General features: G+C 71.5%; 24 protein-coding genes. 11 read left to right on the top strand and 13 right to left on the bottom strand.

All coding sequences use genetic code 11. From position 1 onward, the window contains the following. The first annotated feature begins 40 nt into the window (after window positions 1-40). Entirely contained in the window at window positions 41-628 is a 588-nt protein-coding gene (locus H343_RS0104220) for a TetR family transcriptional regulator (protein WP_028430115.1), read from the top strand. Window positions 629-659: 31 nt separating this feature from the next. Here the strand turns inward: H343_RS0104220 and H343_RS0104215 are convergent, their stop codons facing one another. From H343_RS0104215 to H343_RS0104205, 3 genes are all read right to left on the bottom strand, one after another. After that, window positions 660-1361, bottom strand: a complete 702-nt coding sequence (locus H343_RS0104215) for a GAF and ANTAR domain-containing protein (protein WP_028430114.1) — start codon at window positions 1359-1361, stop codon at window positions 660-662. Window positions 1362-1463: 102 nt separating this feature from the next. Then, window positions 1464-2348, bottom strand: a complete 885-nt coding sequence (locus H343_RS0104210) for a DNA-formamidopyrimidine glycosylase family protein (RefSeq protein WP_028430113.1) — start codon at window positions 2346-2348, stop codon at window positions 1464-1466. A gap of 11 nt (window positions 2349-2359) precedes the next feature. After that, window positions 2360-2785, bottom strand: coding sequence for an OsmC family peroxiredoxin (locus tag H343_RS0104205; RefSeq protein ID WP_028430112.1), 426 nt, complete (start codon window positions 2783-2785; stop codon window positions 2360-2362). 267 nt (window positions 2786-3052) lie between these two features. On the opposite strand from H343_RS0104205, the gene H343_RS0104200 reads away from it, so the two are divergent. From H343_RS0104200 to H343_RS0104185, 4 genes are all read left to right on the top strand, one after another. Continuing rightward, on the top strand, window positions 3053-3598 hold the full coding sequence (locus H343_RS0104200) for a glycoside hydrolase family 25 protein (RefSeq protein ID WP_028430111.1): 546 nt from the start codon (window positions 3053-3055) through the stop codon (window positions 3596-3598). Between the two features lie 119 nt (window positions 3599-3717). Continuing rightward, a complete protein-coding gene (locus H343_RS35785) occupies window positions 3718-4302 on the top strand; it encodes a hypothetical protein (protein ID WP_486586778.1) in 585 nt (194 codons plus the stop codon). 26 nt (window positions 4303-4328) lie between these two features. Beyond that, on the top strand, window positions 4329-5072 hold the full coding sequence (locus tag H343_RS0104190; RefSeq protein WP_037902304.1) for a DUF1707 and DUF2154 domain-containing protein: 744 nt from the start codon (window positions 4329-4331) through the stop codon (window positions 5070-5072). A 262-nt stretch (window positions 5073-5334) separates the two neighbouring features. Continuing rightward, complete coding sequence (locus tag H343_RS0104185; RefSeq protein WP_028430109.1) at window positions 5335-6186, top strand: methyltransferase domain-containing protein; 852 nt, start codon at window positions 5335-5337, stop codon at window positions 6184-6186. 110 nt (window positions 6187-6296) lie between these two features. On the opposite strand, the gene H343_RS0104180 is transcribed toward H343_RS0104185, so the two are convergent. The 4 genes from H343_RS0104180 to H343_RS0104160 form a co-directional block, all read right to left on the bottom strand. Then, the gene (locus H343_RS0104180; protein ID WP_106958779.1) at window positions 6297-7928 is read right to left on the bottom strand and encodes a CoA transferase; all 1632 of its coding nucleotides are present in this window, start codon (window positions 7926-7928) and stop codon (window positions 6297-6299) included. Between the two features lie 672 nt (window positions 7929-8600). Continuing rightward, window positions 8601-9407 carry a DeoR/GlpR family DNA-binding transcription regulator gene (locus H343_RS0104170; RefSeq protein ID WP_028430106.1) on the bottom strand — a complete coding sequence of 269 codons (807 nt, stop codon included), beginning with the start codon at window positions 9405-9407 and terminating at the stop codon, window positions 8601-8603. Continuing rightward, window positions 9404-10246: a class II fructose-bisphosphate aldolase gene (locus H343_RS0104165; protein ID WP_028430105.1), complete on the bottom strand. Its 843-nt coding sequence runs from the start codon at window positions 10244-10246 to the stop codon at window positions 9404-9406. The genes H343_RS0104170 and H343_RS0104165 overlap by 4 nt, the downstream gene beginning before the upstream one ends. Window positions 10247-10384: 138 nt before the next feature. Then, window positions 10385-11287 carry an SIS domain-containing protein gene (locus H343_RS0104160; RefSeq protein WP_028430104.1) on the bottom strand — a complete coding sequence of 301 codons (903 nt, stop codon included), beginning with the start codon at window positions 11285-11287 and terminating at the stop codon, window positions 10385-10387. A 333-nt stretch (window positions 11288-11620) separates the two neighbouring features. Between H343_RS0104160 and H343_RS28825 the strand changes: the two genes are divergently transcribed. The 5 genes from H343_RS28825 to H343_RS0104135 all read left to right on the top strand — a co-directional run bounded on the left by H343_RS28825 (window position 11621) and on the right by H343_RS0104135 (window position 18849). Then, a complete protein-coding gene (locus H343_RS28825) occupies window positions 11621-12880 on the top strand; it encodes a CaiB/BaiF CoA transferase family protein (RefSeq protein WP_078504996.1) in 1260 nt (419 codons plus the stop codon). Next, window positions 12877-13902 carry an LLM class F420-dependent oxidoreductase gene (locus H343_RS0104150; RefSeq protein ID WP_028430103.1) on the top strand — a complete coding sequence of 342 codons (1026 nt, stop codon included), beginning with the start codon at window positions 12877-12879 and terminating at the stop codon, window positions 13900-13902. The genes H343_RS28825 and H343_RS0104150 overlap by 4 nt, the downstream gene beginning before the upstream one ends. Before the next feature lie 262 nt (window positions 13903-14164). Next, window positions 14165-15307, top strand: a complete 1143-nt coding sequence (locus H343_RS0104145) for an acyl-CoA dehydrogenase family protein (protein ID WP_028430102.1) — start codon at window positions 14165-14167, stop codon at window positions 15305-15307. A gap of 86 nt (window positions 15308-15393) precedes the next feature. After that, the gene (locus H343_RS0104140; protein WP_028430101.1) at window positions 15394-16608 is read left to right on the top strand and encodes an acetyl-CoA C-acetyltransferase; all 1215 of its coding nucleotides are present in this window, start codon (window positions 15394-15396) and stop codon (window positions 16606-16608) included. Between the two features lie 60 nt (window positions 16609-16668). Continuing rightward, window positions 16669-18849: a 3-hydroxyacyl-CoA dehydrogenase NAD-binding domain-containing protein gene (locus H343_RS0104135; protein WP_028430100.1), complete on the top strand. Its 2181-nt coding sequence runs from the start codon at window positions 16669-16671 to the stop codon at window positions 18847-18849. On the opposite strand, the gene H343_RS0104130 is transcribed toward H343_RS0104135, so the two are convergent. Further along, window positions 18839-19624 (bottom strand): MerR family transcriptional regulator, encoded by a 786-nt coding sequence (locus H343_RS0104130; RefSeq protein ID WP_051264572.1) that lies wholly within the window; start codon window positions 19622-19624, stop codon window positions 18839-18841. The genes H343_RS0104135 and H343_RS0104130 overlap by 11 nt on opposite strands. Before the next feature lie 161 nt (window positions 19625-19785). Between H343_RS0104130 and H343_RS0104125 the strand changes: the two genes are divergently transcribed. After that, window positions 19786-21588 (top strand): AMP-dependent synthetase/ligase, encoded by a 1803-nt coding sequence (locus tag H343_RS0104125; RefSeq protein ID WP_028430098.1) that lies wholly within the window; start codon window positions 19786-19788, stop codon window positions 21586-21588. Between the two features lie 102 nt (window positions 21589-21690). On the opposite strand, the gene H343_RS0104120 is transcribed toward H343_RS0104125, so the two are convergent. Genes H343_RS0104120 through H343_RS0104100 form a run of 5 tightly spaced genes read right to left on the bottom strand, consistent with a single transcriptional unit; the run spans window position 21691 to window position 26059 of the window. Beyond that, entirely contained in the window at window positions 21691-22992 is a 1302-nt protein-coding gene (locus tag H343_RS0104120; RefSeq protein ID WP_028430097.1) for a cytochrome P450, read from the bottom strand. After that, window positions 22989-23603 carry an ATP/GTP-binding protein gene (locus H343_RS0104115; protein ID WP_028430096.1) on the bottom strand — a complete coding sequence of 205 codons (615 nt, stop codon included), beginning with the start codon at window positions 23601-23603 and terminating at the stop codon, window positions 22989-22991. The genes H343_RS0104120 and H343_RS0104115 overlap by 4 nt, the downstream gene beginning before the upstream one ends. Continuing rightward, window positions 23584-23940 (bottom strand): DUF742 domain-containing protein, encoded by a 357-nt coding sequence (locus H343_RS0104110; RefSeq protein ID WP_028430095.1) that lies wholly within the window; start codon window positions 23938-23940, stop codon window positions 23584-23586. Before H343_RS0104110 ends, H343_RS0104115 begins: the two co-directional genes overlap by 20 nt. After that, window positions 23937-24353: a roadblock/LC7 domain-containing protein gene (locus H343_RS0104105; RefSeq protein ID WP_028430094.1), complete on the bottom strand. Its 417-nt coding sequence runs from the start codon at window positions 24351-24353 to the stop codon at window positions 23937-23939. Before H343_RS0104105 ends, H343_RS0104110 begins: the two co-directional genes overlap by 4 nt. Then, a complete protein-coding gene (locus H343_RS0104100; RefSeq protein WP_078504995.1) occupies window positions 24350-26059 on the bottom strand; it encodes an ATP-binding protein in 1710 nt (569 codons plus the stop codon). Before H343_RS0104100 ends, H343_RS0104105 begins: the two co-directional genes overlap by 4 nt. Between the last annotated feature and the right edge of the window lie 66 nt (window positions 26060-26125).

Genomic DNA, 26125 nt, shown 5'->3' with positions numbered 1-26125 from the left:
GTTCGGCAAACAAACTGGTCTGTCTGCTAATGTGGAGATCATGTCCGACCAGCCATCGAGTGCGCGCGGGGCCGCGACCTACCGGCGGATCATCGACGCCGCCACACAGGAATTCGCCCGGTACGGCATCGCCGGGGCCCGCATCGAACGGATCATCGCCGCCGCTCAGACCAACAAGGCGCAGCTCTACGGCTACTTCGGCAACAAGGAGCAGCTCTTCGACGCGATCTTCTTCGCCTCACTGGAGCGCATCACCAACGTCGTCCCCATCGACGTCGAGGATCTGGCCGACTGGGCCGTGCGCCTCTACGACGAGTACCTCACCCGTCCCGATCTCATCCGTCTCGCCACCTGGGCCCGCCTGGAGCGGCGCCCGAGCGGGCATCTCGTCGCCGGGCACGAGCGCTACGACGACCACAAGCTCCGCGCCGTCGCGGAGGCCCAGGCCGCCGGGCGCGTCAGGCAGGGCGACCCCTTCGACGTGATGGCAATGGTCATCGCCATGTCCATGGCCTGGTCGCCGGTGAGCAACGTCTACGCCGCCACCGCAGCGGAGCCCCCGGACGTACACGATCAGCGGCGCGGCCTGTTGCGGGACTGCGTCCGCCGCGCCGTCGCCCCGGGATGAGCATCGCGCGGCCGGCTCCGCACCGCCGGAACTAGCGTGCTCCGGGGATCTCGCCCGTCTCCGTGACGGTCCGGACTATGTCGCGCAGCTTGACGTTCTGGTTCTGAGAGCTCTTCTTCAGCACGGCGAAGGCCTGGTCCTCGTCGAGCTTGTAGCGCTCCATGACGATGCCGATGGCTTCGCCGATGTTGTGCCGGGTCTCCATGGCCGTCTCCAGCTGCGCGTGCGTACGGGCGCTGGAGAAGGCGACCGCCGCGTGGGAGGCGAGCAGCCATCCGACGTGCTCGGAGCGCTCGGTGAAGACCTTCGGCTTGGAGGAGTAGATGTCGAGGGCTCCGAGGTTGGATTCCTCGGTGTAGAGCAGGAAGCCCATCATGCTGCCGATGCCCAGTTCGCGGGCCCGGGGAGCGTAATGGGGCCAGCGGTTCACCGTCTCGGTCATGTCCGCGACGCGGTAGACCTCCTGCAGCCTGCGGGTCGCGTCGAAGCACGGCCCCTCCGCGACCTCGCCCTGTATGCGGTCCGAGGCGCGGACCAGGTCGCTGCTGGTGGCCAGCGTCCGTACCCGCCCGTCCTGCACGGTCATCACGCCGGCCGCCTCGCAGCCGTCGATCAGCTGCACCGCGTAGGTCACGATGCGGTCCAGCGTCTCCTGCACTGATTCCTGGGTCAGAAGGTCGCGAGCCATGTGCGCGAGATCTGTGGCGAACTTCTCCAGCTCGTCACCTGTCATGCCCGCCCTCCGACCGTTCTGCGAAAAAGTGCAACTCCGACACGTTATACGCCCCCCTTCTCGGGAAAGGAGGCGACCGGGGATCCGCCCCGTGCACACGTGCTATTTCAGCAGACGTGACAGCCGGCGGTCCGCGAGCGGTTTCCCTCCCGTCTGGCAGGTGGGGCAGTACTGCAGAGCCGAGTCGCTGAAGGACACCTCGCGCACCGTGTCTCCGCAGACGGGACACGGCTCCCCCTTACGGCCGTGCACCCGCAGTCCCGTCTTCTTCTCCGACTTCAGCTTGCCCGCCGCCAGGCCCCGGGAGCGTTCGACGGCCTCACCCAGAGTCGTCCGCAGAGCTTCGTGGAGCCCGGTCAGCTCCTCCTCGGAAAGCTCCCCGGCGATCTTGAAGGGGGACAGCCGCGCCGCGTGCAGGATCTCGTCCGAGTACGCGTTGCCGATGCCGGCGATCACGCTCTGGTCACGCAGCAGGCCCTTCACCCGGTGCCGCTGCCCGCGCAGGAGAGCCGCGAAGACCTCGAAGGTGAAGGCGTCGTCGAGCGGGTCCGGTCCGAGGCGGGCGATGCCCGGCACCTCGGCGGGGTCGCGCACGCAGTAGACCGCGAGGCGCTTGCGCGTACCCGCCTCGGTGAGGTCGAAGCCGCCACCGCCACCGTCACCGCCGTCACCGCCGTCCGCCAGCCACAGCCGCAGCGCCAGCGGGCCCTTGCCGGGACGGGGCGGGGTGGACGGCATGCTCTCCCGCCAGCGCAGCCAGCCGGCACGGGCGAGGTGGATCGCCAGATGCAGCTCGCCGGCCTGGAGGTCGAGGAACTTGCCGTGCCGGCGCACGCCCGTCCACGTCCGCCCCTCCAGCGCGGACGGCGCCGGCTCGTACGTCTTGAGCACGCTCACCGCGACCGGCATGACGCGCTCCACACGGCGCCCGGTCAGGCGCTCGCCGAGAAAGTCGCACAGGGCCTCGACCTCGGGCAGTTCCGGCACGGCTCCTCCGCTCAGGCCAGTTCGGCGGAAAGCGAGATGGTGGTGCCCGAAAGCGCCTGGGAGACCGGACAGTTGGCCTTCGCATCCTTGGCCGCCGCCGTGAAGGCCGCCTCGTCGACGCCCGGCACCTCCCCGCGTACGGACAGATGGATGCCCGTGATGCCCGTGCCCGGCTGGAAGGACACCTCGGCCCGGGTGGTCAGCCGGGTGGGCGGGTTGCCCGCCGACGTGAGCCCGTTGGACAGGGCCATCGAGAAGCAGCTGGAGTGCGCGGCGGCGATCAGCTCCTCCGGGCTGGTCCTGCCGTTCGGCTCCTCCGCGCGCGAGGCCCAGGTCACGGACTGCGTGCCGATGCCGGACGAGTCGAAGGTGACCTCGCCCGAGCCCTGCTTCAGGTCGCCGTCCCACACGGTGTGCGCGGTGCGTGTCGTCGCCATGATGATCCCTCTCCTGCCTGCCGGTGTCTGTCGTCCAAGTGTCGGGGTACGGCACTCGCGCCGTACCCGTCCGGCACCGATCCTCCGCCCGGGGCCCTCCGCGGGGCCGTGACGACGCGCCGGACGGCGCCCGCCCGGAGGCGTTCCGTGCCCCGTGCCGCGCCTCCGCGTCCGCCCGGCAGGCAGCGGTCGGTGGGGGTAGGGGACGCTGGGTTACGGGTACGGGACGGTTGAACCGAAGAGGTCAGCCGGAAGAAGGAGTTCACCGTGATCAAGGGTGTCGACGTCTCGTCGTACCAGCCGTCCGACTACAGCACGAAGGGCCTCGACTTCGTGTTCATCAAGATCACGGAGGGAACCTCGTACACGAACCCCAAATGGGTCGACCAGCGCCAGACCGCCCGCGACGCCGAACTCGTCACCGGCTTCTACCACTTCGTGCGCAACGGCAGCATGAAGGACCAGGCCGACTACTTCATGTCGAAGATCAACCTCGTGCGGGGCGACATGCTCGTGCTCGACTGGGAGGACTCGGCGGTCAGCAACTCCGAGAAGGACTCCTGGATCAAGTACGTCCAGGAGGAGCGCCCCAACACCAGGGTGCTGCTGTACTGCAACACCAACTTCTGGCTCAACCACGACACGACGTCCTTCGCGGGCGACGGCCTGTGGATAGCCCACTACAACGGCGACCCGGGCAATCCCGGGATCAAGCACCCCTGGCGCTTCCACCAGTACACGGACGACCCGATAGACACCAACCTCGGCAAGTTCGACACCAGGGCCGAGCTGCGGGAGTGGACCCACAAGTAGGCGGCCGGCGAGCAGCCCGCCCGCCCGCGCCCGCACGGACGCGGAAGGGGGCGCGTGAGCCGTGCGGCGAGTTGCGGGGGGCGGCGACAGGCGACGCCGGAGGCGGATAGCCTCCCGGCATGCCGGAAGCCAACATAAGACCGACGACCGACGACGCGACGGCGGTCACCGACTCCGACGAGTCCTCCCCCCGCCGCGGCGCGGACAGCGAAGAGGCCCGCCACGACGCCCCCTTCCCGCCGGCGGCCGCCGGTGAGGAGGCACGGGGCCGGCGGACGCCACCCGAGGGGGAGGAGCCGGCCCAGGGGGAAGCACCCGAGGGGGAAGCTCCCGAGGGGCAGGCTCACGAGGGGGAAGCACCCGAGGGGGAAGCTCCCGAGGGGCAGGCTCACGAGGGGGAAGCACCCGAGGGGGAGGCACATGAAGGGGAGCGGCCCCGCACGGGGCTGACGCCGCGCCAGGCCCGCAGGGTCCGCGCCGTCGTCTCCGGAGTGGTGATGGCCGCCGTGGCCGTCGCCCTCGTCGTGCGAGTGGGCAACGCGCCCTCCGTCCTGACCGTCGGCTTCTACGGGATCGCGCTCACCCTCTCCGGCACCGCCATCGTCCTCAGCCGCCGCGGCCGCACCAGGGTGGCAACGGGCGTTCTCGTGCTGGGCTTCTCAGCCGTGGTCCTGGCCGAGTGGCTCCTGGCGTCGGTCCAGTGAACCGCGGGGAGTACTAGGGTGATCGCATGACGGACGATCTGCCGGAGATGCGCGCCTCGGACGCGGAGAGAGAGCGCGTCGCCGAGGTGCTGCGCGACGCGCTGGCCGAGGGCCGGCTCGGGATGGAGGAGTTCCAGGAGCGTCTGGACGGCGCCTATCAGGCCCGTACGCGGGGTGAGTTGGTCCCGCTGGTACGAGACCTTCCGCAGCAGCACAGCGGCGGGGCGTCCGCCGGCGAGCCGGACGAGGACGGGGACCGCGCTCCCGCCCCGCGCGGCAGGCGCCGCTGGGCCGAGCGCATCGGCGGCGTCGCCAGCTCCCGCTGGGGCATCGGCATCATGGGAGGCTTCGGCCGCAAGGGGGAGTGGACGGTGCCGAAGGCCTTCACCGGCATCGGCATCATGGGCGGCGGTGAACTCGACCTGCGCGACGCCCGGTTCGAGGAACGGGAAGTCGTCATCCGCTGCTTCGCGCTGATGGGCGGAATGAGCGTCACCGTACCGCCGGGCCTCAGCGTGGAGGTGCGCGGCATCGGCGTCATGGGCGGCTTCGACACCTCCGCCTCCGGCTTGGGCGACCCGGACGCCCCGCGCGTGGTCATCACCGGCTTCACGGTGATGGGCGGCGTCGGAGTCGTACGGAAGCCCTCGCGCGAGGAGAAGATCCAGAGGCGTGAGGTGGAGCGGCAGCGGCGCCGGGAGGAGCGCGAACTGAACCGGGGGAACGGGGAGAAGGGCAGCGGCGAGGGCGGGAGCGGCAAGTCGCTCTAGGCCGTGTCTCCCAACTCCCGGGAACGGAGGTATGAAGGGCTTCGCCGTGCTCGTAGACTCATGACGTGGCGTCCATGAGCACCCCGCGCTGCTGCTCGTTGTGACCGGAAGGCGCTGAGGGCGATGCCGGACGGCGTCGCCCTCCCTGGTGCGCCTGCTGCGTGAACCACGTCCCCATGCTGCCCGTCCTTCCTGAGGCCGTGGCGCTCTGAGCGCGCGTGCAGGCACGGTCTCCTTTCTTCACCCTTGCCAGGAGTGCCTCGTGCCCGTGTCGCTTCCCCCCGCCCTCGATCGCTCCCTCGACCTGCTGCGCTGCCCGACGTGCCGCACGCGCTGCCTGCACCCCGACCACGGCGCGTTGCGCTGCCCGGTGGGTCACACCTTCGACATCGCCCGCCACGGCTACGCCAGCCTGCTGACGGGCACCCGCGCCACCAGCGGCGACGACGCAGCCATGGTCCGGGCCCGGGACCGGTTCCTGGCCACCGGCTCCTACGCGCCCATCCGCGAAGTCGGGGCCCTCCTGGCGGCCGACGTCGCATCTGAGCGAGCCACGGTCGTGGACGTGGGATGCGGCACGGGCTACTACCTGGCCGGCGTACTCGACCGGCTGCCCGGCGCCCGTGGTCTGGGGCTGGACACATCGGTGCGCGCGCTGCGCTCGGCAGCCCGTGTCCACGACCGGGCCGCCGCGGTGGCCTGGGACGTCTTCCGCCCCTTCCCGCTGGCCGACGGGGTGGCCGATGTCGTGCTGGACGTGTTCGCCCCACGCAACCCGGCCGAGTTCCACCGAGTGCTGCGCCCGACCGGCCGGCTGATCGTGGTCCGTCCCACCGGGCGGCACTTGGCCGAGCTGCGCGGCCAGGTGCCTGCCATGGTCACCGTCGACCCGGCCAAGGAACAGCGGCTGCACCGGGCGCTCAACCCCTTCTTCACGGCCGTCGTCACTGAAGAGGTGGAGTACTCCGCCTCACTGACCAGGTCCGATGTCCTGGACCTGGTAGCGATGTCGCCGAGCGCACGCCACGTGAGCAGTGCAGACCCGGACGACGACGGCCTCCTGCCGGATCAGCTGACCGTTTCCGTGCTGGCCACCGCCTACCAGCCTCGGTGAACACGAGCGGGGGCGTTCGCCTGCTGACCGACGAGCAAGGGGAACGCCTTACGCCCTGGCTTCCCCGCCGCACCGGGAAGTCAGGGCGTTCGTTCGTGACGCGTCCCGCCTCACCACCAGGCGGGCGGATCGGCTCCCGGTACTCCCGGTGGGCGGGACCAGTCGGTCGGGGCGCCCTCGTAGCCGACGGGCGGCAGCGCATAGCGCAGTCGGCCCAGCGGGCTGTCGGTCTCGGTGAGCCAGTCGGCCGGATCGTGGGGGGCGCCGCCCGGTGCTGCGGCGGCCAGGACGTCCTCCGGCGATGAATTCAGCCCGTGCTGGAGCCACTCGGCGGTCTGGGCGAGTGCCGTACGTACGAGCCTCGAACCGCACTGCCCGCGGCGCTGCTCCGTCAGGGCCCGCAGCACGGCGGCCGCCAGCAGGTAGCCCGTCCCGTGGTCCAGGGCCTGCGCGGGGAGCGTCCCGGGGGACGGGGTGGCGGGGCCGCTGCCGGGCCCGGTTCGGCCGCCGCCGCCCTCGCCCTCGTCCTGCCGTCCCTCGGTGAGGGCGATGCCGCTCGCCGCCTGCACGAGGGAGTCGAAGCCGCGCCGCCTGCGCCACGGCCCGTACGCGCCCCAGGCGCTCAACTGCCCCACGACCAGGCCGGGGCGGCGGTCGGCCAGCGACTCCGGAGCGAGCCCGAACCGGTCCAGGACGCCCGGGCGGTAACCCGTGACGACGACGTCGGCCGCCGACAGCAGCTCCTCGAAGGTGGCCTGGTCCGCGCGGGAGGAGAGGTCGAGCAGGGTGGAGCGTTTACCCGGCCCGGTGTCGGCGTGCGCGTCCGGGCTCTCCTGAAGCTGCGGCGCGTCCACGCGCAGCACGTCCGCGCCGAACAGCGCCAGCGTCCGCGTCGCGACGGGACCGGCGATGACCCGGGTGAGGTCCAGCACCCGCACCGAACGCAGCGCACGCTGCCCGGCCGACTCCGTCAGGGGCAGCGGCGGTGCCTGGTCCATGCGCGCGACTCTCAGCAGCGGGCGGCGCGCCGCCTCCCTGCCCTGCGGATGTGCCGCCCACTCCCGGGCCGCCCGTGCGGCGACGGCGAGCCCGCCCGCCGCGTACACGGTCTCCTCGACCTCGGCGCCCTCACGCTGGGCCAGTTCGGCGGCGACGGCGTCGACCAGCGCCGGCTCGTCGCGGTCCCCCTGCGGGATGCCCAGCGCCCGCAGCAGTCGTACGCGGTGGTGCGGGTAGTTGGCGTGGGTGCGCACCCAGCCGTCGCGGGTGCGCCAGAAGCGGGAGAGCGGGGCGAAGTTCTCCGAGGCCCGTCCGTCCGTGCGCAGGTGGCGTTCGCTGGTGAAGGCGGTCGCCACCGCGCCGTCGTCCAGGCGTACGGACGGGACGCCCGGGGAGCCGCCGGAGCCGGAGCCGGGGGAGCCCGAGCGCAGAGTCGACAGCTCGGCCGCGGCGAGTGAGCACACCGCGACAGTCGCGCGGGCCAGGTCCCGGACGGGCAGCCGGGCCGGGAGCACCCCCGTGCGCAGTCGGCAGGAGACGGCTTCCAGGAGGGCGGCGTCGCCGTCGAGAGCGGACCACGCGTGCGCGAGGCCGGGCAGGGCCGTCCCGGTGCGCGCCCCTTCCTGATCCCCTCCGGGGGAGGTGTCCGCAGGGTGCGTGTCCTCTGCACCGACCACGCGGGCACGTGCGGGCGCGCTGACCGGCCGTGCCGCACCGACTGCTGCTGGTGAAGATCGCTCCATGACGCGCATTCTGGCACCCGGCACACGAACTCAAGCGGTGGCGGATCCGGTGCAACCGATGGGCACCGCCGCCCGGGCCGGCCGCCGGGAGCTGTGCGCGAGCGTCCGGTGCGGCGTGACACCCTCATGAACACGCCCACGGGTTCCGTGACATGGCCGCGCACCGAGGCCGGGGTGCCGGCGGTCCAGGACGCGCTGCGCGCACAGGTGGACGAGTACGACCGCGGGCCCGGGCCCGGCGCGCCGGAACCCCGCCGGTGGCCGGGGCGATGCCGCCACGACGCTGCCCACGGAACCGCGGGGAACTTGCCCGCGTGAGCGGGGCTGCTGTGAGGAGCCCTCCGGCGAGCAGGTCCCGCCCTCGTACCGGCAGGTCACGCCGTCCTCATCCCTCGGTCTGGGTCTCCTTCCTGGCTGCCTCGCCCGCCTCGCCCGCCTCATCGGCTTCCGGACGGCACAGGACCCGTCCGGCACGGGTGCCCGGGCAGCAGCGTCCGGTCCGGGAGCAGCCTCCGGTCCGGGAGCAGCCTCCGGTCCGGGAGCAGCGTCCGGTCCGGCAGCAGCGGGCGGTCCGGTGACCGGGGCGTCACCGGAGCCCGGGGCTGCCCCGTCCGCGCTCAGCCGTCAGCGCCCGTTCGGCCGCTGAGCGCCGCTCAACGGGCTCAGCGCCGCTCATCCGTCGGCGTCGGGAGCCTCGGCCTTCACCACCCGCATGCCGAGGTCCGAGAATTCCTGCTGCGCGGCCTCGTCCATCCCGTCGTCGGTGATGAACGTGCTGAAGACGTCCGCACCGCCGACCCGCGCGAAGCAGCGCAGTCCGAGCTTGGAGGAGTCCGCGACGACCACCGAACGCGCCGCCCGCCGGGCCATCAGACGGTTCGTGGTGGCCTCGGCCTCGTCGTGGACGGTCGCTCCCCAGCGGGGATCGATGCCGTTCACTCCGATGAAGGCGAGATCCATCGTGAGCTGTTGCAGCACCAGTTCGCTGAAGGGGCCGGTGAGTTCGAAGGAACGGGAGTGAGCGACCCCGCCCGTCAGTACGATCTTGATCTGAGGACGGACCGCCAACTCGTTCGCGATGTTGAGGGAGTTGGTCACGACCGTCAGATGCGCACCCGGCCCCGGCTCTGCGAACTCCGGTCTGATGGCGAGCGCGCGGGCGATCTCCGTGGTCGTGGTGCCGCCGCTGAGCCCGACGACGTCACCACGACCGGCCATCTCGGCCGCGGCACGGGCGACAGCCTGCTTCTGCAGGGCCTGATGGCCGCGCTTGTAGCGGATCGGCAGGTCGTAGGCGATGGAGCTGAGCACCGCACCGCCGCGCGTCCGCGTGAGCAACTGCTGCTCCGCGAGCGTGTCCATGTCGCGCCGCATGGTCGCCGCGGAGACCTCCAGCGCCGTGGCCGCCTCCTCCACATCCAGCCTTTGTCGTTCACCGAGCAACTCCAGCAGCGCGTTCATCCGCTCGTGCCGCTTCATGGCGCTGAGCTCCCCAGAAGCCGCAGCAGCCGCTCCGCCTCCTGTGAGACCGCCTCCCGAGCCGGCCCGACATACTTGCGCGAATCGATGAGTCCGGGACTCTCCGCCAGGGTCCGGCGCACCTCGCCGGTGAAGACCGACACCAGATGAGTAGAGATGTTGATCTTCACCATGCCGGCCGCGACCGCCGCGCGCAGCTCCTCGTCCGGTACACCCGAGGACCCGTGCAGTACCAGCGGCACCGGAAGCCGCTCCCGCAGCGCCCGGATCAGCTCCTTGTCGAGCACGGCCGTACGCTCCCGCATGGCGTGCGAGGAGCCGACAGCTACGGCAAGGGCATCCACCCGCGTCGCCCGGACGAAGGCGAGCGCCTCGTCAGGGTCCGTACGGGCGCCGGGTGCGTGGACACCGTCCTTGCCGCCCACCTCTCCCAACTCGGCCTCGACATGGACGTCTTGCCGGTGGCACCACGCGGTCAGCTCGGCGGTGACGGCGAGGTTCTCCTCGTAGGGCAGGGCGGAGGCGTCGATCATCACCGAGCGTGCTCCCGCCCCGACTCCCTCCCGAAGCAGAGCGGCGTCCGTGATGTGGTCCAGATGCACGGAGATCCCCACCTCGGCGGCCTCCGCCATGGCAAGGGTGGCCCGCAGCAGCGGCACCAGACTCCCGTGGTACCGGACGCAGTTCTCACTGATCTGGAGGATCAGCGGAACCCCCGCCCGCTCCGCCGCCGCCACGAGCGCCTCGGCGGTCTCCAGATGCAGGACGTTGAAGGCCGGTGCGCCGGCGCCGGCCGACCGGGCCGTGCCGACGATGGACGCGGTGGAGACGAGAGGCATGCTCGTGACTTCCCTGTACGAAGACGGCCCGTGGGGACGGGGAGGGACGGGACGCGGAGGAGTGACGGAACCCGGGCGGTGGACCGGAGTGCGGACAGTGGCGCGGCGCCACGGCACCGGGCCGGGAGGTCTGTCGGGTCAGGGGGATGCGTCCAGCATCACCGAACGGGTCAGGCTGCGGGGCGCATCGGGATCGAGGCCGCGAGCGCGCGCACGCTCCAGCGCCACCCGCTGCACCAGCACCAGATCCGCCAGCGCGTCACGCTCGCGGTGGTGCACGAAAGAGGCGCCCGTATTGCCGACTTCCTCCTCCAGACCCTGCGGCGAAGCCCCCAGTACCCAGGTGATCCGGCCGGGCGCGGCGATCGATATGGGACCGTGCCGGTACTCCATGGCGGGATAGGACTCCGTCCAGGACTGTGCCGCCTCACGCATCTTCAGCGCTGCCTCATGTGCCAGCCCGACCGTCCATCCGGTGCCGAGGAAGGTGAACTGCTCGGCCTCCACCCACGCCTGGCGCACCGGCGCCGTCAGCGCCAGCTCCGCGTCCCGCACCGCGTCCGTCAGGTCCTCTCCCAGGTGCGCGCGCAGCAGGGCCAGCGCGCTGGTGGCGAAGCGGGTCTGCACGACGGAGAGTTCGTCAGCGAAGGGGAGGCAGACCGTCGCGTCCGAGAGTTCGGCGGCGGGAGTCGCCGGGTCGCCGAGGACGGTCACCGTGGGGATGCGCCCCCGCAGGGCCTCCAGGAGACGCAGCACCTCCGTGGTCGTCCCGGACCGGGTGAGGGCCAGCACCGTGTCGTACTCCCGCCCGCTTCCCAGGAGCGCCTCGGACGCGGCGAAGGCGTCCGTCTGCCCCAGCCCCGCCCGCTCGCGCAGGGACGCGAAGGACTGGGCCATGAACCACGAGGTGCCGCAGCCCACGACCGCCACCCGCAGGCCGGCCCCGGGCAGAGCCGTGCCTGCGGAAGCCTGCCGGGCCGCCGCCCGCCACGTCTCCGGCTGGCTGCGCAGCTCCCGCTCCATGTGTGCGCTCTCGCTCATGCTCCCCACCTCTCTGCCCCGCGCCCCGCGTCCCGCGGAAGCAGAATTGCGCGAAGCTGCTTGCTTTCCCCTCAGTGCAATCAGTATTGCGCAGAATCCGTGAGGCGTCATCACTCACACGAGTGGGCCGGCCCGGTGCTGCGAACCGACGGGCCCGCCGGAGGGGTGGTGGGCGCCGTCATCCGTGTGCGGGGCCGGAGCCGGTGTGGTGCCGTGTGGCACACGCCACTGCGCGGGCGGCGGCTCGCCCGTGCTCCCGGGGTTGTGGAAAGTGCAACGCGTTCATAGCATCGTTGGTGTTACATCAGTTGTGTCACATCTGCTGGGGACTCGATGACGACAGCGGCGGACAGCGGCGGCGGCCCCCTCGGCGGAGTGCGCGTGGTGGAGCTGGCCGGGATCGGTCCCGGGCCCTTCGCGGGGATGGTGCTCGCCGATCTGGGCGCGGACGTCGTGCGCGTCGACCGGCCCGGAGGGGCCCCGCTGGGCATCGACCCCGCCCGTGACGTCACCAACCGCAACAAGCGCTCCGTCACGCTCGACCTGAAGGGTGAGGACGGCGTCGCGGCCGCACTCGACCTCGTCGAACAGGCGGACGTCCTCATCGAGGGCAACCGCCCCGGTGTCGCCGAGCGTCTCGGGGTCGGCCCCGACGTGTGCCTGGCCCGCAACCCCCGGCTCGTCTACGGCCGCATGACCGGCTGGGGCCAGGACGGCCCCCTCGCCCAGCGCGCCGGACACGACATCGGCTACATCGCCCTCACCGGGGCACTCGGCATGACCGGCCCCGCGGAGGGGCCCCCGTACGCGCCCGCCAACCTGCTGGGCGACTACGCCGGCGGTTCGCTCTATCTGGTGATCGGCGTGCTCGCCGCTCTGCAGCACGCACGAACCGAAGGCGGCCGGGGCCAGGTCGTGGACGCCGCGATCGTGGACGGCACGAGCCATCTGTCGGCAATGATCCACGGAATGCTGTCCGCCGGTGCCTGGCAGGACCGGCGCGGGGCGAACCTGCTGGACGGCGGTGCCCCCTTCTACGGCACGTACGAGACCGCGGACGGTGAGTTCGTCGCCGTCGGTGCGCTGGAGCCCCAGTTCTACCGCGAGTTCACCCGTCTGCTCGGCCTGGAGGGGGAGCGGCTGCCCGACCGCGAGGACCCCGGCGCGTGGACGCGGTTGCGCAGCGCTGTCGCCGACCGGTTCAAGTCCCGTACGCGCGAGGAGTGGAGCGAGGTCTTCCAGGACTCCGACGCCTGCGTGGCCCCGGTGCTCTCCCTCCGTGAGGCCCCCCGGCATCCGCACCTGGCCGCCCGTGGCACTTTCGTCGAGATCGCCGGGATCACCCAGCCCGCTCCCGCGCCCCGCTTCTCCTCGACGCCCACGTCCGTCAGCAGGACGCCCGCCCTGCCGGGCGCGGACACCGCCGAGGTGGCCCGCGACTGGCAGGTTCCCGCTCTCGGGAGGACAGCCGCGTCCGGCGGCGTACGCGCGTCCGGGCCTGCCCCCGCACCGGAGGCACCCGTCTCCGGAAGACCTGCCTCCGAAACGCCCGCCTCCGGAACACCCGCCCCCGCCAAGGACAGTGACGCATGAAGATCGCCACCCCTCTCCAGTACGCAGACAACCCCCGCACCGCCGCCGACGAGGTGGTCAAGCTGGAGGCCGCCGGTCTCGACGCGGTCTGGGTGGCGGAGGCGTACGGTTTCGACTCGCCCACCGTCATGGGCTACATCGCGGCTCGCACCGAGCGGATGCAGATCGGTGCCGGCATCCTCAACGTCTACTCCCGCACTCCGGCGCTCATCGCACAGACCGGCGCCGGTCTCGACGTCCTCTCCGAAGGGCGTGCCCTGCTCGGTCTCGGGGCCTCCGGGCCGCAGGTCGTCGAGGGCTGGCACGGCAAGCCGTACGACAGGCCGCTCGGGCGCACCCGCGAGACGGTGGAGCTGTGCCGCCGCATCTGGCGCCGCGAGATCATCGACCACCACGGCATCACCGACATGCCGCTGCCCGCGGAGAAGGGCGGCAAGCTCGGCAAGCCGCTGAAGTTCCTCAATCACCCGGCGCGCGAAGAGGTTCCGATCCACATCGCCGCGCTCGGCCCGGCCAATGTGCGTATGACTGCCGAGATCGCCGACGGCTGGCTCCCGCACCTGTTCATACCGGAGAAGTCGCAGCAGGTGTGGGGCAGTGCGCTGGCCGAGGGAGCGGCCAAGCGTGCTCCCGGGCGCGGCCCGCTGGAGATCTCCGCGGGTACGGTCCTGGCGGTGGGGGAGGACGCGGCGGCCGTACGGGAGTCGGTGCGCCCCCTCATCGCTCTCTACATCGGCGGCATGGGCGCCAAGGGCAAGAACTTCTACAACGATGTAGCGCGGGCGTACGGTTACGAGGAGGCCGCCGAGAAGGTGCAGGACCTCTACCTCTCGGGGAAGAAGAAGGAGGCGGAGGCCGCGGTCCCCGCCGAGTTCTGCGAGCTGGTCTCCCTGTGCGGCCCCGAGGGTTATGTGCGCGAGCGCATCGAGGCGTTCCGTGAGGCCGGCGTCACGATGCTCAACGTCGTGCCCGTCGGCCCCGACCCCGCCGGACTGATCGAGCGGGTCAAGAGCTGGTTGTGAGCAGGCCGGGCGGGGGCGGCGGGAGAGGCCGGCCCGACAGGACGGACAGGTGACGGGCCCGCCCTCGTACGACGCGTGGCGGAACGCTGAGCACGCAACGCGGAGCACGCAAAGCGGCGCACGCAACGCTGAGCACGCAAAGCGGCGCACGCAACGCGGAGCAGGCACGCGGAAGACGCAACGGGGAAGGCGCAACACGGACCGCGGAGCCCGGCAGCGCCGGCAGGCGAGAGGCGAAGGCCCGAAGGGGAGCACCGACCACATGAAGCGCCAGATCTTCACCGAGGACCACGAAGCGTTCCGGCAGACCGTCCGTACCTTCCTGGCCAAGGAGGTCGAGCCGTACTACGAGCAGTGGGAGAGGGACGGAATCGTCTCCCGCGAGGCGTGGCTGGCGGCCGGCAGACAGGGGCTGCTCGGACTCGCCGTGCCCGAGGAGTACGGCGGCGGGGGCGAGGAGGACTTCCGTTACGCGGCGGTGCTCGCCGAGGAGTTCGCCCGCAAGGGCGCCGCGGGCCTCGCCGTGGGACTCCACAACGACATCATCGGCCCCTATCTGACTTCTCTGGCCACCGGCGAGCAGAAGCGGCGCTGGCTGCCCGGTTTCTGCACGGGTGAGATCATCACCGCCATCGCGATGACCGAGCCCGGCGCCGGCTCCGACCTGCAGGGCATCCGCACCACCGCCGAGGACGAGGGCGACCACTGGCTGCTCAACGGCTCCAAGACCTTCATCTCCAACGGCATCCTCGCCGACCTGGTCGTCGTCGTGGCCAGGACGACGCCTCAGGGCGGGGCGAAGGGCCTCAGCCTGCTCGTCGTCGAACGCGGCGCCCAGGGGTTCGAACGCGGCCGCAACCTCGACAAGATCGGGCAGAAGTCGCAGGACACCGCCGAACTGTTCTTCGACGACGTGCGCGTCCCGAAGGAGAACCTGCTGGGTGAGCGCGACGGCGCCTTCCTCCACCTGATGACCAACCTCGCCCAGGAACGTCTGGCCATCGCCGTGGGTGCCGCTGCCGCGGCGGAGGAGGTGCTGGCGCAGACCACGGCGTACGTGAAGGAGCGCAAGGCGTTCGACAAGCCGCTCGCCAAGCTCCAGCACGTCCGCTTCGAGGTCGCCGAGATGGCCACGGAGTGCGCGGTGACCCGTACCTTCGTCGACCGCTGCGTCGAGGACCACGCCAAGGGCGAACTGGACGCCGCACACGCGTCCATGGCCAAGTGGTGGGCGACGGAACTGCAAAAGCGCGTCACCGACCGCTGCCTCCAGCTCCACGGCGGCTACGGCTACATGAACGAATACCCGGTGGCTCGCGCCTTCACGGACGGACGCATCCAGACCATCTACGGCGGCACGACCGAGATCATGAAGGAGATCGTCGGCCGTTCGCTCCTCGACTGAACGTCCCGGCTGCCGTCCTCGGCTCAGGCGGCACCCCCGGCCCGCTCCCCGACTCCCGACCCGTACGCACCGAAAGGCTGCCGATCTTGAGCACCGAAGCGTATCTCTACGACGCCATCCGCACCCCGCGCGGCCGCGGGAAGGCCAACGGCGCCCTGCACGGAACGAAACCCATCGACCTCGTCGTCGGCCTCATCCACGAACTGCGCCGCCGCCACCCCGGCCTCGACCCCGCGGCCGTCGACGACATCGTCCTGGGCGTCGTCAGCCCCCTCGGTGACCAGGGCTCCGACATCGCCAAGACCGCGGCGATCGCCGCGGGGCTGCCCGACACCGTCGCGGGCGTACAGGAGAACCGCTTCTGCGCCTCGGGTCTGGAGGCGGTCAACCTCGCGGCGGCGAAGGTGCGTTCGGGGTGGGAGGACCTCGTCCTGGCCGGCGGCGTCGAGTCCATGTCGCGGGTGCCGATGGGCTCCGACGGCGGCGCCTGGGCCATGGACCCCATGACCAGCTTCGAGACGGGCTTCGTGCCGCAGGGCATCGGTGCCGACCTCATCGCGACCATCGAGGGTTTCTCACGCCGCGACGTGGACGAGTACGCCGCCCGCTCGCAGGAGCTGGCCACCCAGGCGTGGAAGGACGGGCGTTTCGAGGGCTCCGTCATCCCCGTCACCGACCGCAACGGCCTGACGGTCCTGGACCGCGACGAGCACATCAGGCCCGGCACGACCGCCGACTCCCTCGCGGGTCTCAAGCCCTCCTTCGCCGACATCGGCGAGATGGGCGGCTTCGACGCCGTGGCGCTGCAGCGCTACCACTGGGTCGAGGAGATCGACCACGTCCACCACGCGGGCAACTCCTCCGGCATCGTCGACGGCAGCGCCCTCGTCGCCGTCGGCAGCCCCCAGATCGGCGAGCGCTACGGGCTGCGTCCGCGCGCCCGCATCCTGTCGGCCGCCGTCTCCGGCGCCGATCCGACGATCATGCTGACCGGTCCCGCCCCCGCGTCCCGCAAGGCGCTGGCCAAGGCCGGGCTGACGGCCGCGGACATGGACCTGGTGGAGATGAACGAGGCGTTCGCCGCCGTCGTACTGCGCTTCGCCAGGGACATGGAACTGCCCCTGGAGAAGGTCAACGTCAACGGCGGCGCCATCGCCATGGGCCACCCCCTCGGTGCGACCGGTGCGATGCTGCTGGGCACCCTCGTCGACGAACTGGAGCGCCGCGACCAGCGCTACGGGCTGGCCACTCTCTGCGTCGGCGGGGGCATGGGCGCCGCCACCGTCGTCGAACGGCTCTGAGCCGCTCCGGCCCTTCCGCCCCCGCACCCGCCCGCCCGACGTACGGAGAGAACACTCACCATGCCCGAGTCCACGACCATCCGCTGGGAACAGGACGAGTCCGGCGTCGTCACCCTCGTACTGGACGACCCCGAGCAGTCCGCCAACACCATGAACGCGGCGTTCAAGGCGTCGCTCGGCGCAGTCGCCGACCGCCTGGAGCGCGAGAACGAGGCGGGCGGCGTCCGCGGCGTCATCGTCACCTCGGCCAAGAAGACCTTCTTCGCGGGCGGGGACCTCAACGAACTCATCGCGGCCCGCCCCGAGGACGCCGAGCAGGTCTTCGAGAGGAGCATGCAGATCAAGCGGGACCTGCGCCGCATCGAGACGCTCGGCAAGCCCGTCGTCGCCGCGATCAACGGTGCCGCGCTGGGCGGCGGCCTGGAGATCGCACTGGCCTGCCACCACCGGGTCGCCCTGGACGCCAAGGGCTCCAAGATCGGCTGCCCGGAGTCCACCCTCGGACTGCTGCCGGCCGGCGGGGGAGTGACCCGCACGGTCCGGCTCCTGGGCATCACCGACGCCCTGCTGAACGTGCTCCTCCAGGGGCAGCAGTACCGCCCGGTCAGGGCACGGGAGAAGGGGCTGGTCCACGAGGTCGTGGAGGACGAGGAGGCCATGCTGGCCGCCGCCCGCGCTTTCATCGACGCCAACCCCGCCTCGTGCCAGCCCTGGGACGTCCCGGGGTACCGGATTCCGGGCGGCACCCCCTCCCACCCCAGGTTCGCCGCCAACCTGCCCGCGTTCCCCGCCAACCTGCGCAAGCAGACCAGCGGCGCCCCCTACCCGGCGCAGCGCAACATCCTCGCCGCCGCCGTCGAGGGCGCCCAGGTCGACTTCGAACTCGCCCAGGTCATCGAGGCCCGCTACTTCGTGGAACTGGTCACCGGCCAGATCTCCAAGAACATGATCCAGGCCTTCTTCTTCGACATGCAGGCCGTCAACGCCGGCCGCAGCCGCCCCGAGGGCGTCGAGCCCCGCAAGGTGCGCAAGGTCGCCGTGCTGGGCGCCGGCATGATGGGCGCGGGCATCGCCTACTCGTGCGCGAAGGCCGGGATCGAGGTCGTTCTCAAGGACGTCTCCCGGGAGGCGGCGGAGAACGGCAAGGGCTACTCCTCCAGCCTGCTGGAGAAGGCGCTGGCGCGCGGCCGTACGACCGAGGCCGAACGGGACGCCGTGCTGGCCCGCATCACACCGGCCTCCGAACCTGAGGCCGTCGCGGGGTGTGACGCCGTCATCGAGGCCGTCTTCGAGGACCCCGCGCTCAAGCACAAGGTCTTCCAGGAGATCCAGGACATCGTCGAGCCCGACGCGCTGCTGTGCTCCAACACCTCCACGCTGCCCATCACACAGCTCGCCGAAGGCGTCGAGCGCGAGAGCGGCTTCGTCGGGCTGCACTTCTTCTCACCCGTCGACAAGATGCCCCTGGTGGAGATCATCAAGGGGAGGAAGACGGACCAGGAGGCGCTCGCCCGGGCCTTCGACCTGGTGCAGCAGATCAAGAAGACACCGATCGTCGTCAACGACTCCCGCGGCTTCTTCACCTCCCGCGTCATCGGCCACTTCATCAACGAGGGTGTCGCCCTGGTCGGTGAGGGTGTCGAGCCCGCCACCGTGGAGCAGGCGGCGGCCCAGGCGGGCTACCCGGCCAAGGTGCTCTCCCTGATGGACGAGCTGACCCTCACCCTGCCCCGCAAGATCCGCGAGGAGACCCGGCGGGGCCTGGAGGCCGAGGGCGTCGAGTGGCAGGAGCACCCGGCGGACCGGGTGATCGACCGGATGGTCGACGAGTTCGGCCGTACGGGCCGCAGCGGCGGAGCCGGCTTCTACGACTACGGCGAGGACGGAAGGCGCGGCAAGCTGTGGCCGGGTCTGCGTGAGCACTTCACGGCCGACGCCGACCCGGGCATCCCCTTCACGGACATGCAGGAGCGGATGCTCTTCTCCGAGGCGCTGGACACCGTCCGCCTCTTCGAGGAGGGCGTTCTCACCTCCGTCGCCGACGCCAACATCGGCTCCGTCATGGGCATCGGCTTCCCGCCGTGGACGGGCGGCGTGATCCAGTACATCAACGGCTACGAGGGCGGCCTGCCCGGTTTCGTGGCCCGGGCCGGCGAGCTCCAGGAGCGCTACGGCGACAGGTTCGCGGTGCCGGACCTGCTGGCGGACAAGGCGAACAAGGGTGAGACCTTCACGGACTGACCCCGCCGTCCGAGGACCGCGGGGGGCCCTCCTCCGGGAACGCCCCCCGCAGCTCCTCCTTCAGCGAGCGCTGGAACGCGGTCATCAGCGCCTGCACCACCATGGGCTGCATATGCGCCGAGAGCGACTTCATCCGCGCCACCTGCTCCGGGTCGGCCTCCCGCTCCCGGTACGGCTCCCACACCTCGTCCTTGAACAGCCGGCTCAGCTCGCGCGCCGCCGAGCGGGCGTGCTCCAGCATCGCCTCGCGTGCGGCCAGGATCGTCCCCTGCGACAGCGGCGTGTCCAGCAGCCGCACGCCCAGGTGCAGCAGCGCGGGGTCGACGCGGAAGAGGGCGGGGTCCTCCGTGCTCTCCAGGACGCTCATCGCCGCCAGCCGTTCGAGGTCGTCGTCGGTCAGCTCACGGCCCACCCGCCGCTCCAGCTCCTCCCGCGTCGCCTCGTCGACGGTGTCGGGCATCCAGGAGGCGACCATGGCGCGGTGGATGGCGAGGTCGTGGGGGCTCATGTCGTCCGGCAGCCGCTGGAGATAGCGCTCGATGGCCGAAAGCGTCATGCCCTGGTTCTGCAGCTCCTCGATCAGCGCCAGCCGCGAGAGGTGGCCGGGACCGTAGCGGCCCACTCTGCGCGGCCCGATCGTGGGCGGCGGCAGCAGGCCGCGGGTGCTGTAGAAGCGGACCGTACGGACCGTCACGCCCGCCCGTGCGGCGAGCTGGTCCACGGTCAGGCTGTCCACCTCCTCGCTCCGCCCTTCCGTCCGCCGCTGCTGCTCCACCGCGCTTCTCCCTGCCAACGTCCGCCTGTCCCATCTTCAACAGTATTGCTGTCTCACCAGACCTGTACCGCAACGCCCCCGGGAGACTTCTTCCGCTCCCGAAAGCGCGCCCGTATCGGGGCGCGTCTCCCGGCACGTCCGCAACCCCTCCGGAGGCCGTCATGACCGCCAGCCTGCGGCTGCCCGCAGCCGACCCCGCCGAACTCACCGTCCCCGCACTGCTGTTACGCAACGCCGAGGATCACGCCGACCTGCCCGCCCTGTCCTGGCAGGAGCCGGGCACAGCGGGCTGGACCACCCTGACCTGGTCCGGAGTCAGGGCGCGGGTCGCCCGTCTCGCCGCCGGGCTCGCAGGGCTCGGGGTCGGGCGCGGCGATCACGTCCTGATGATGATGGGCAACCGTCCCGAACACTGGCTGACCGACCTCGCCCTCGTCCACCTCGGTGCCGTACCGGTCTCCGTCCACGGCACCGCCGCGCCCGCGCAGATCGAGCACATCGCCCGGCACAGCCGCGCCCGGCTCGCCGTCGTCGAGTCCGCCGCCCTCGCGACCCGGGAGCCGCCGACGGCGCGCCTGGTCGTCGTGGACCAGGCGCCGGACGGAGCGCACATCCCTTACGAGAGCGTCGCCGGGGCGCGCGAGAGCAGGAACTTCGAGAGCACCTGGCGTGCCGTGCGCGCCACCGACCCCGTCACCGTCGTCTACACCTCCGGCACCACCGGCGACCCGAAGGGTGTCGTGGTGACCCATCGCAACATCGTGCTCAACGGCCTCTCGCTCGACGCCGTCGTCGAACTGCCCGACCACGTCGAGCACATCTCATACCTTCCCTTCGCGCACATCGCCGAGCGGATGCTGGGCATCTACCTTCCCCTCCTCCGCGCCTCGCACGTCCACCTGTGCGCGGACCCCGCGCAAGTCGCAGCGACGGCACGCCAGTTGCGTCCCGCGCAGTTCTTCGGGGTGCCGCGTGTGTGGGAGAGGCTGGCCGCGTCCGTACGGGCCGCGCTCGCACAACTGCCCGGGGAGCAGCGCGAGTCGGTCGAGAAGGCGGGGGACGTGGCCCGCGCGTACGCCGGACACCGCGAGCGTGGGGAGGAGCCCCCCGTGGAACTGGCGGCCTCCTACGAGCGCGTCAAGCACGACGTGCTGGACCCGCTGCTGGCCGTGGCGGGGTTCGACCGCCTGGTGTGGACCGCGAGCGCGTCGGCGCCGATGCCGCCGGACGTCGTACGGTTCTGGACGGGCCTGGGCATCGTGATCATGGATGCCTGGGGGCTGACGGAGACGGTGGGCGTCGCAACCGCCAACAGCCCCGGCGCGTTCCGCCTCGGCTCCGTCGGCAGGCCGATCGAAGGTCTTGAGCTGCGTACCGCCGCGGACGGCGAGATCGAGGTGCGCGGCGCCACCGTCTTCGACGGCTATCTGCGCGCGGACGGTTCGGTGGAGCCGGCCACGGACGAGGAGGGCTGGTTCGCCACGGGCGACATCGGACGGATCGACGACGAGGGCTTCCTGTGGCTGACCGGCCGGAAGAAGGAGATCATCGTGACCTCCACCGGCAAGAACGTCTCTCCCGCGCTCGTCGAGAACACACTCAAGGAACACCCCCTGGTCGGGGAGGCGTTCGTGCACGGGGACGGCCGCTCCCACCTCGTCGCGCTGCTGGTCCTCGACGCCGGTGCGGCGCCCGCCTGGGCGGCGGCGAACGGCCTCGGCGCCTGTGCGGACCTGGCCCGCCACCCCGCTGTCCTCGCCGAGGTCGACCGTGCCGTCGAGGCGGCCAACGCCCGCCTCGACCGTTCCGAACGGGTCAGGAAGCACCGCCTCCTCGGGGAGGAGTGGGGGCCGCAGACGGGGGAGTTGACGCCGTCGTTGAAGCTGCGCCGGGTGGCCGTAAGGGAGAAGTACGGTCACCTCATCGAGGAGCTGTACGCGCGGAAGGGGCCGCCCGGGGAGTGAGACTCCACAGCAGCCCGCGGCGGTGCGCGTGCGGCGCCGGCGGCGGACCGCCCCCGGCGGCGGGGCCCAGCAGCGCAGCCGTACCCATGGACGGAGACGACGTCATCTCATCTCCCTCAGCGCTGTGGTGGGGGTGAAGGTGACCGGCAGGGACTCCAGACCGCGCAGGAACGGCGAGGGCCGCCACGTCAACTCCTCCGGCGCCACGGCGAGATCGAGGTCCGGAAGCCGGTCAAGCAGCACCTCGATGCCCGTACGCGCGATGCCCTCGGAGATCTCCTGGGCCGGGTAGGGGCAGCGGTGACTGCCGTGGCCGAAGGAGAAGAAGGCGCTGTTGCCTCCGGTCAACGCGCTCTGGTCCGGGCGGACCTGGGGGTCGTGGTTGGCCGCGGCGAAGCTGAGGACGAGCAGGTCGCCGCTGCGGATGTGCTTGCCCCCGAGCTGGGTGTCGCGGGTGGCCCAGCGGCCCGCGATGTTCTGGGAGGGCGTGTCCTCCCACAGCACCTCGTTCATCGCCTCGCCGACGCTGTGCCGGCCGCCGCCGAGGGAGGCGGCGAAGCGGTCGTCGGTGAGCATCAGCCGCAGCGAGTTGCCGATCCAGTCCGCGGTCGGCTGATGGCCCGCGATGAAGGCCACCATCATGTCCTCGAGGAGCTCCTCCGTGGAGAACTCCCCGGAGTTGGGGTGTGTCTGCATCCGCGTGGTGACGTCGGCGGCGGGGGTGATGGCGCGGGAGCGCAACAGCGCCCCCATGGTCTGCTGGATGTGCCGGCGGCCCTCCAGCGCGCCCTGGGCGCCGTCGACCACCGCGTTGATGCCGGGCAGCAGCGCGGCGCTGTCCTCGTCGCTGAAGCCGTAGAGGCGGGCGAGGATGAGGGTGGGGAGCTGCTTGGCGTACTCGGCGACCAGATCGGCTTCCGCACGTCCGCAGAAGCCGTCGACCAGCGCGTCCGCGTACTGCTCGGTGTGGGTGCGCAGTTCGAACGGGTCGACCCCGCTGAGGGAGTCGCTGACGAGAGCGGAGCGGCGCCGGTGACGGTCGCCGACCTCGTAGAGGATCGAGGGCTGACGGCCCACCATCGGCATCAGCGGCCAGTCCGGCGGTATCCGGTCCCACATGTTCCACACGGAGGAGTCGTGGGTGAACAGGGCGGGGTCGGCGGTGACCTGGTGCAGCTCGCGATAGCCCAGCACCAGCCACGCGGGCACGTCACCGAGGAGTGTCACGGGAGCGAGCGGACCGTGCTGCGCGCGCATCTCGCGGTAGAGCCGGGCGCGGTCACCGTCGATGAAGCCGGGCCCGAACATGGCCACGGCGCCGGTGTGTTCCGGACAGTCCGCGGGTGCCGCGGTCCCGTCCGGCGACGACCGGCCGGGAGCCGGGTGCGGCGTCGGCGTCGTCATGGTGCGCTCTTCCTGGCGGAGGACGAGAGGTCGTAGAGGTGATTGACGAGGGTGATGAGCACCTCCTTGCTGGAGGCACGGGAGCGCGCGTCGCACTCGATGAGCGGGATGTCCTCGGACAGGTCGAGCGCTTCGCGCACCTCTTCGCCCGAGTAGTGGGGGCCGCCGAAGTCGTTGCGGGCCACGATGAAGGGCATGCCGTGCTGTTCCAGCCGGTCGATGGCGTACCAGGAGTCGACGAGCCTGCGGGTGTCGACGAGTACCACCGCGCCGAGCGTGCCCGTGAAGAGCCGGTCCCACAGGAACCAGAAGCGCTCCTGGCCGGGTGCCCCGAACAGGTACAGCACGGTGGTGTCGTTGAGGCTGATCCGCCCGAAGTCGAAGGCGATGGTGGTCGTTGTCTTGCTCTGCACGTCGGTGAGGTCGTCGACTCCCTCTCCCGCCCGCGTCATCGTCTCCTCGGTGTTGAGGGGGCGGATGTCGCTGACGGAACGCACCATCGTGGTCTTGCCCACGCCGAAACCCCCGACGATGACGATCTTGAGACCGTTCTCGGCGGTGCTGCGCAGCGGCGGGCGGGTTCCCGGGATGTCAGAGGTTGCGGAGTCCAACGAGCACCTGCTTCAGGATTTCGGGATCGGGGAGTTGATCCGCAGTGGCTGTCGTACGCGGATGGCGGGCCGTGATCCGGCCCGCGGCGTGCAGATCGCCCAGCAGGATCCGGACGATGCTCACCGGCAGGCCGAGGTCCGAGGCGATCTCCACGACCGCCGTGGGAGACCGGCAGATCCGCAGGATGGCGGCGTGCTCCGACTGCATGCCGGTGGCCGGCTCGCACTCGCTGACCACCAGGGTCACCAGGTCGAACGCATCCGAGTTGGACCGACTGCGTCCACCCGTCACGGTGTACAGCCGGTCCGGGTCGTCATCCCGGCCCGGCCGCTTCACGCGGGGTCTCTGCTCTCGTCTTGCTGACGGGGAGGCGTGGTGAGGTACTCGCTGAGCTGCTCGACGAGTTCGTTCATGTTGTGGCCGATGAGGCCGACGTCGGAGTCCTCCGTCGCCACGAGGGCGAGGTGGGCGCCGGAGCCGGCCTCCACGACGAAGAGGATGCCGCCGTAGAACTCGGCCATCGCCTGGCGCACGCCGCCGCTGCCGTTGCCGAACTCCACGGAGGCTCCGTGGGAGAGGCTCTGGATACCCGCGGAGATGGCGGCCAGCTGGTCGGCCTGGTCGGCATCGAGGTCGGAGGAGCTGCACAGCTTGAGTCCGTCCCTGGACAGGACCAGGGCGTGCCGGGCGCCCGGTGTCCGTCGCAGCAGACTCTCCAGCAGCCAGTCGAGCTTGCCGTCGGTGATCATTCGGTGTTGTCCTCCGGGCGGGACGAGGAGCGGGAGGGGGATACGGAGGAAGCGTCGTCGCTTTCGTGCTCCTGGGCGGGCGTTCCGCCCTGCACGGCACGGCGGAACGCGCCGAACCGGGAGCCGGACTGTTCGGCCGACCTGGCGGGCTCCGCTGCCCGGCCGGCCGTAGGGGAGGCCGCACGCTGCTCGGCCGCGGCAAGGGTCTGTCCGCGGCGCCGCTTGGGCAGCCCGCCTCCCGTCTCCGCGGCGGGGGCGTGTTCGGGGGAGGGCTCCCGGGTGGGGAGCGGGTCGGGGCCGGAGGAGGCGGACGGCGCGGCGGGTGCGGAGGAGGCCGCGGGAGCTGAGGCGGAAGAGGAGGCAGCGGGTGTGCTCCCGGCACGCTCGCGCCGGGGCAGCGGGCTGCCTCCGGCGGGCGGGGACTCCGGGGCGGGCGCGGGGGCCTCCGCCGCGCGCTCCGTGCCCGTACGCAGCGGCTGCCGCTCCGCACGGCCGGTCACGCCCGAGGGGGAGGCCGGTGCGGCGGCGCTCTCGCGCGTCATGTTCTGGCTCTCCCTCTTGGGCTGGGTGACGAGGGTCTGCGGGATCATCAGCAGCACCCCGGTGCCTCCGTGCGCGGAAGGCCGGAAGGAGACCGAGAGGTTGTGCTTGCGGGCCAGGCGCCCCACCACGGCCAGGCCGAGCCGGGTGCCGGAGAGGTTGGTCAGGTCGAGGGACTCCGCCGATACGGCCTGCTGCGCGCGCTGCAGCGCGACCTCTCCCATGACGAGCCCGCCGTCCTCGACGGTGATGATGACTCCGGCCGACGCCTCCTCGACGTAGACGTGCACCTCGGAAGTGGGAGGGGAGAAGTTGGCCGCGTTGTCCATCAGTTCGGACAGTGCGTGCATCACGCCTTCGGCCGCGTGCCCGGCGACGGCCAGTTCGCACGACGAGTGCAGGCGCACTCGCTGGTAGCCGCTGATGCGGCCCATCGCGCCGCGCAGGATGCTCTCCATCACGATGGGCTTGGCCCAGCGCCGTCCCGAACGGGCGCCGGTCAGCACCGCGATGGAGTCCGCGAGCCGCCCCGTCTGCGCCGTGCGGTGGTCCAGGTGCAGAAGGTCGCCGAGGACCTCCTCGTCGGAGTACTTGTGCTCCATCTCGCGCAGATCGGCGGCCATGCTGGTCGCCAGGGCCTGCACCCGGCTCGCCGCGTTGGCGCAGGCGGCCATCGCGGAGGCGCGCAGGCTCTCACCGCGGTGCACCTCGTTGGCCAGGGAGAGCAGCACCCGCTGGTGGGTGTTGTTCGCGACGGTCGGTACGGCGGCGAGCGCCGTCTGCGCGGAGGCGCCGGAGCGCAGCCGCTCGACCAGGATCGGTACGGTGACGTCCGCGAAGTGCGCGGCCACCGCCCGTTCCGCGTCCGCCTGCTCGTCCTTGTGCTTGATGACCTCTCGCAGCCGGCGCCCGACGAGGATGCCCCGCACCGCCAGCGCGACCGCGATGCTCAGCGCCACGGCTGCCGCGCCGCTGCCCCACGCGACCTCCGGCCGCAGGGCCTGCGGCGCCTGGTACACGGCGAGCAGACAGGCCGGGCCTGTGAGGAGCAGGGATATCAGCAGGGCGGCGGACGTGCCCGTCCCCGTTCTCGGCGGCGCCTCGGCACCACGGGCCGCGGCCCCGTGGGCGGAGGGTTTGGACGGTGGGGAGGTATCGGGGGTCATCAATCAGGGTCCTTGTGGACAGGTCCGGGCAGGGAGGGGGGTGAGCCGCGACAGGCCGATCAGCGC

This window comes from Streptomyces sp. TAA204, from assembly GCF_000424965.1.
This window is presented reverse-complemented; position numbering and strand designations above follow the sequence as displayed.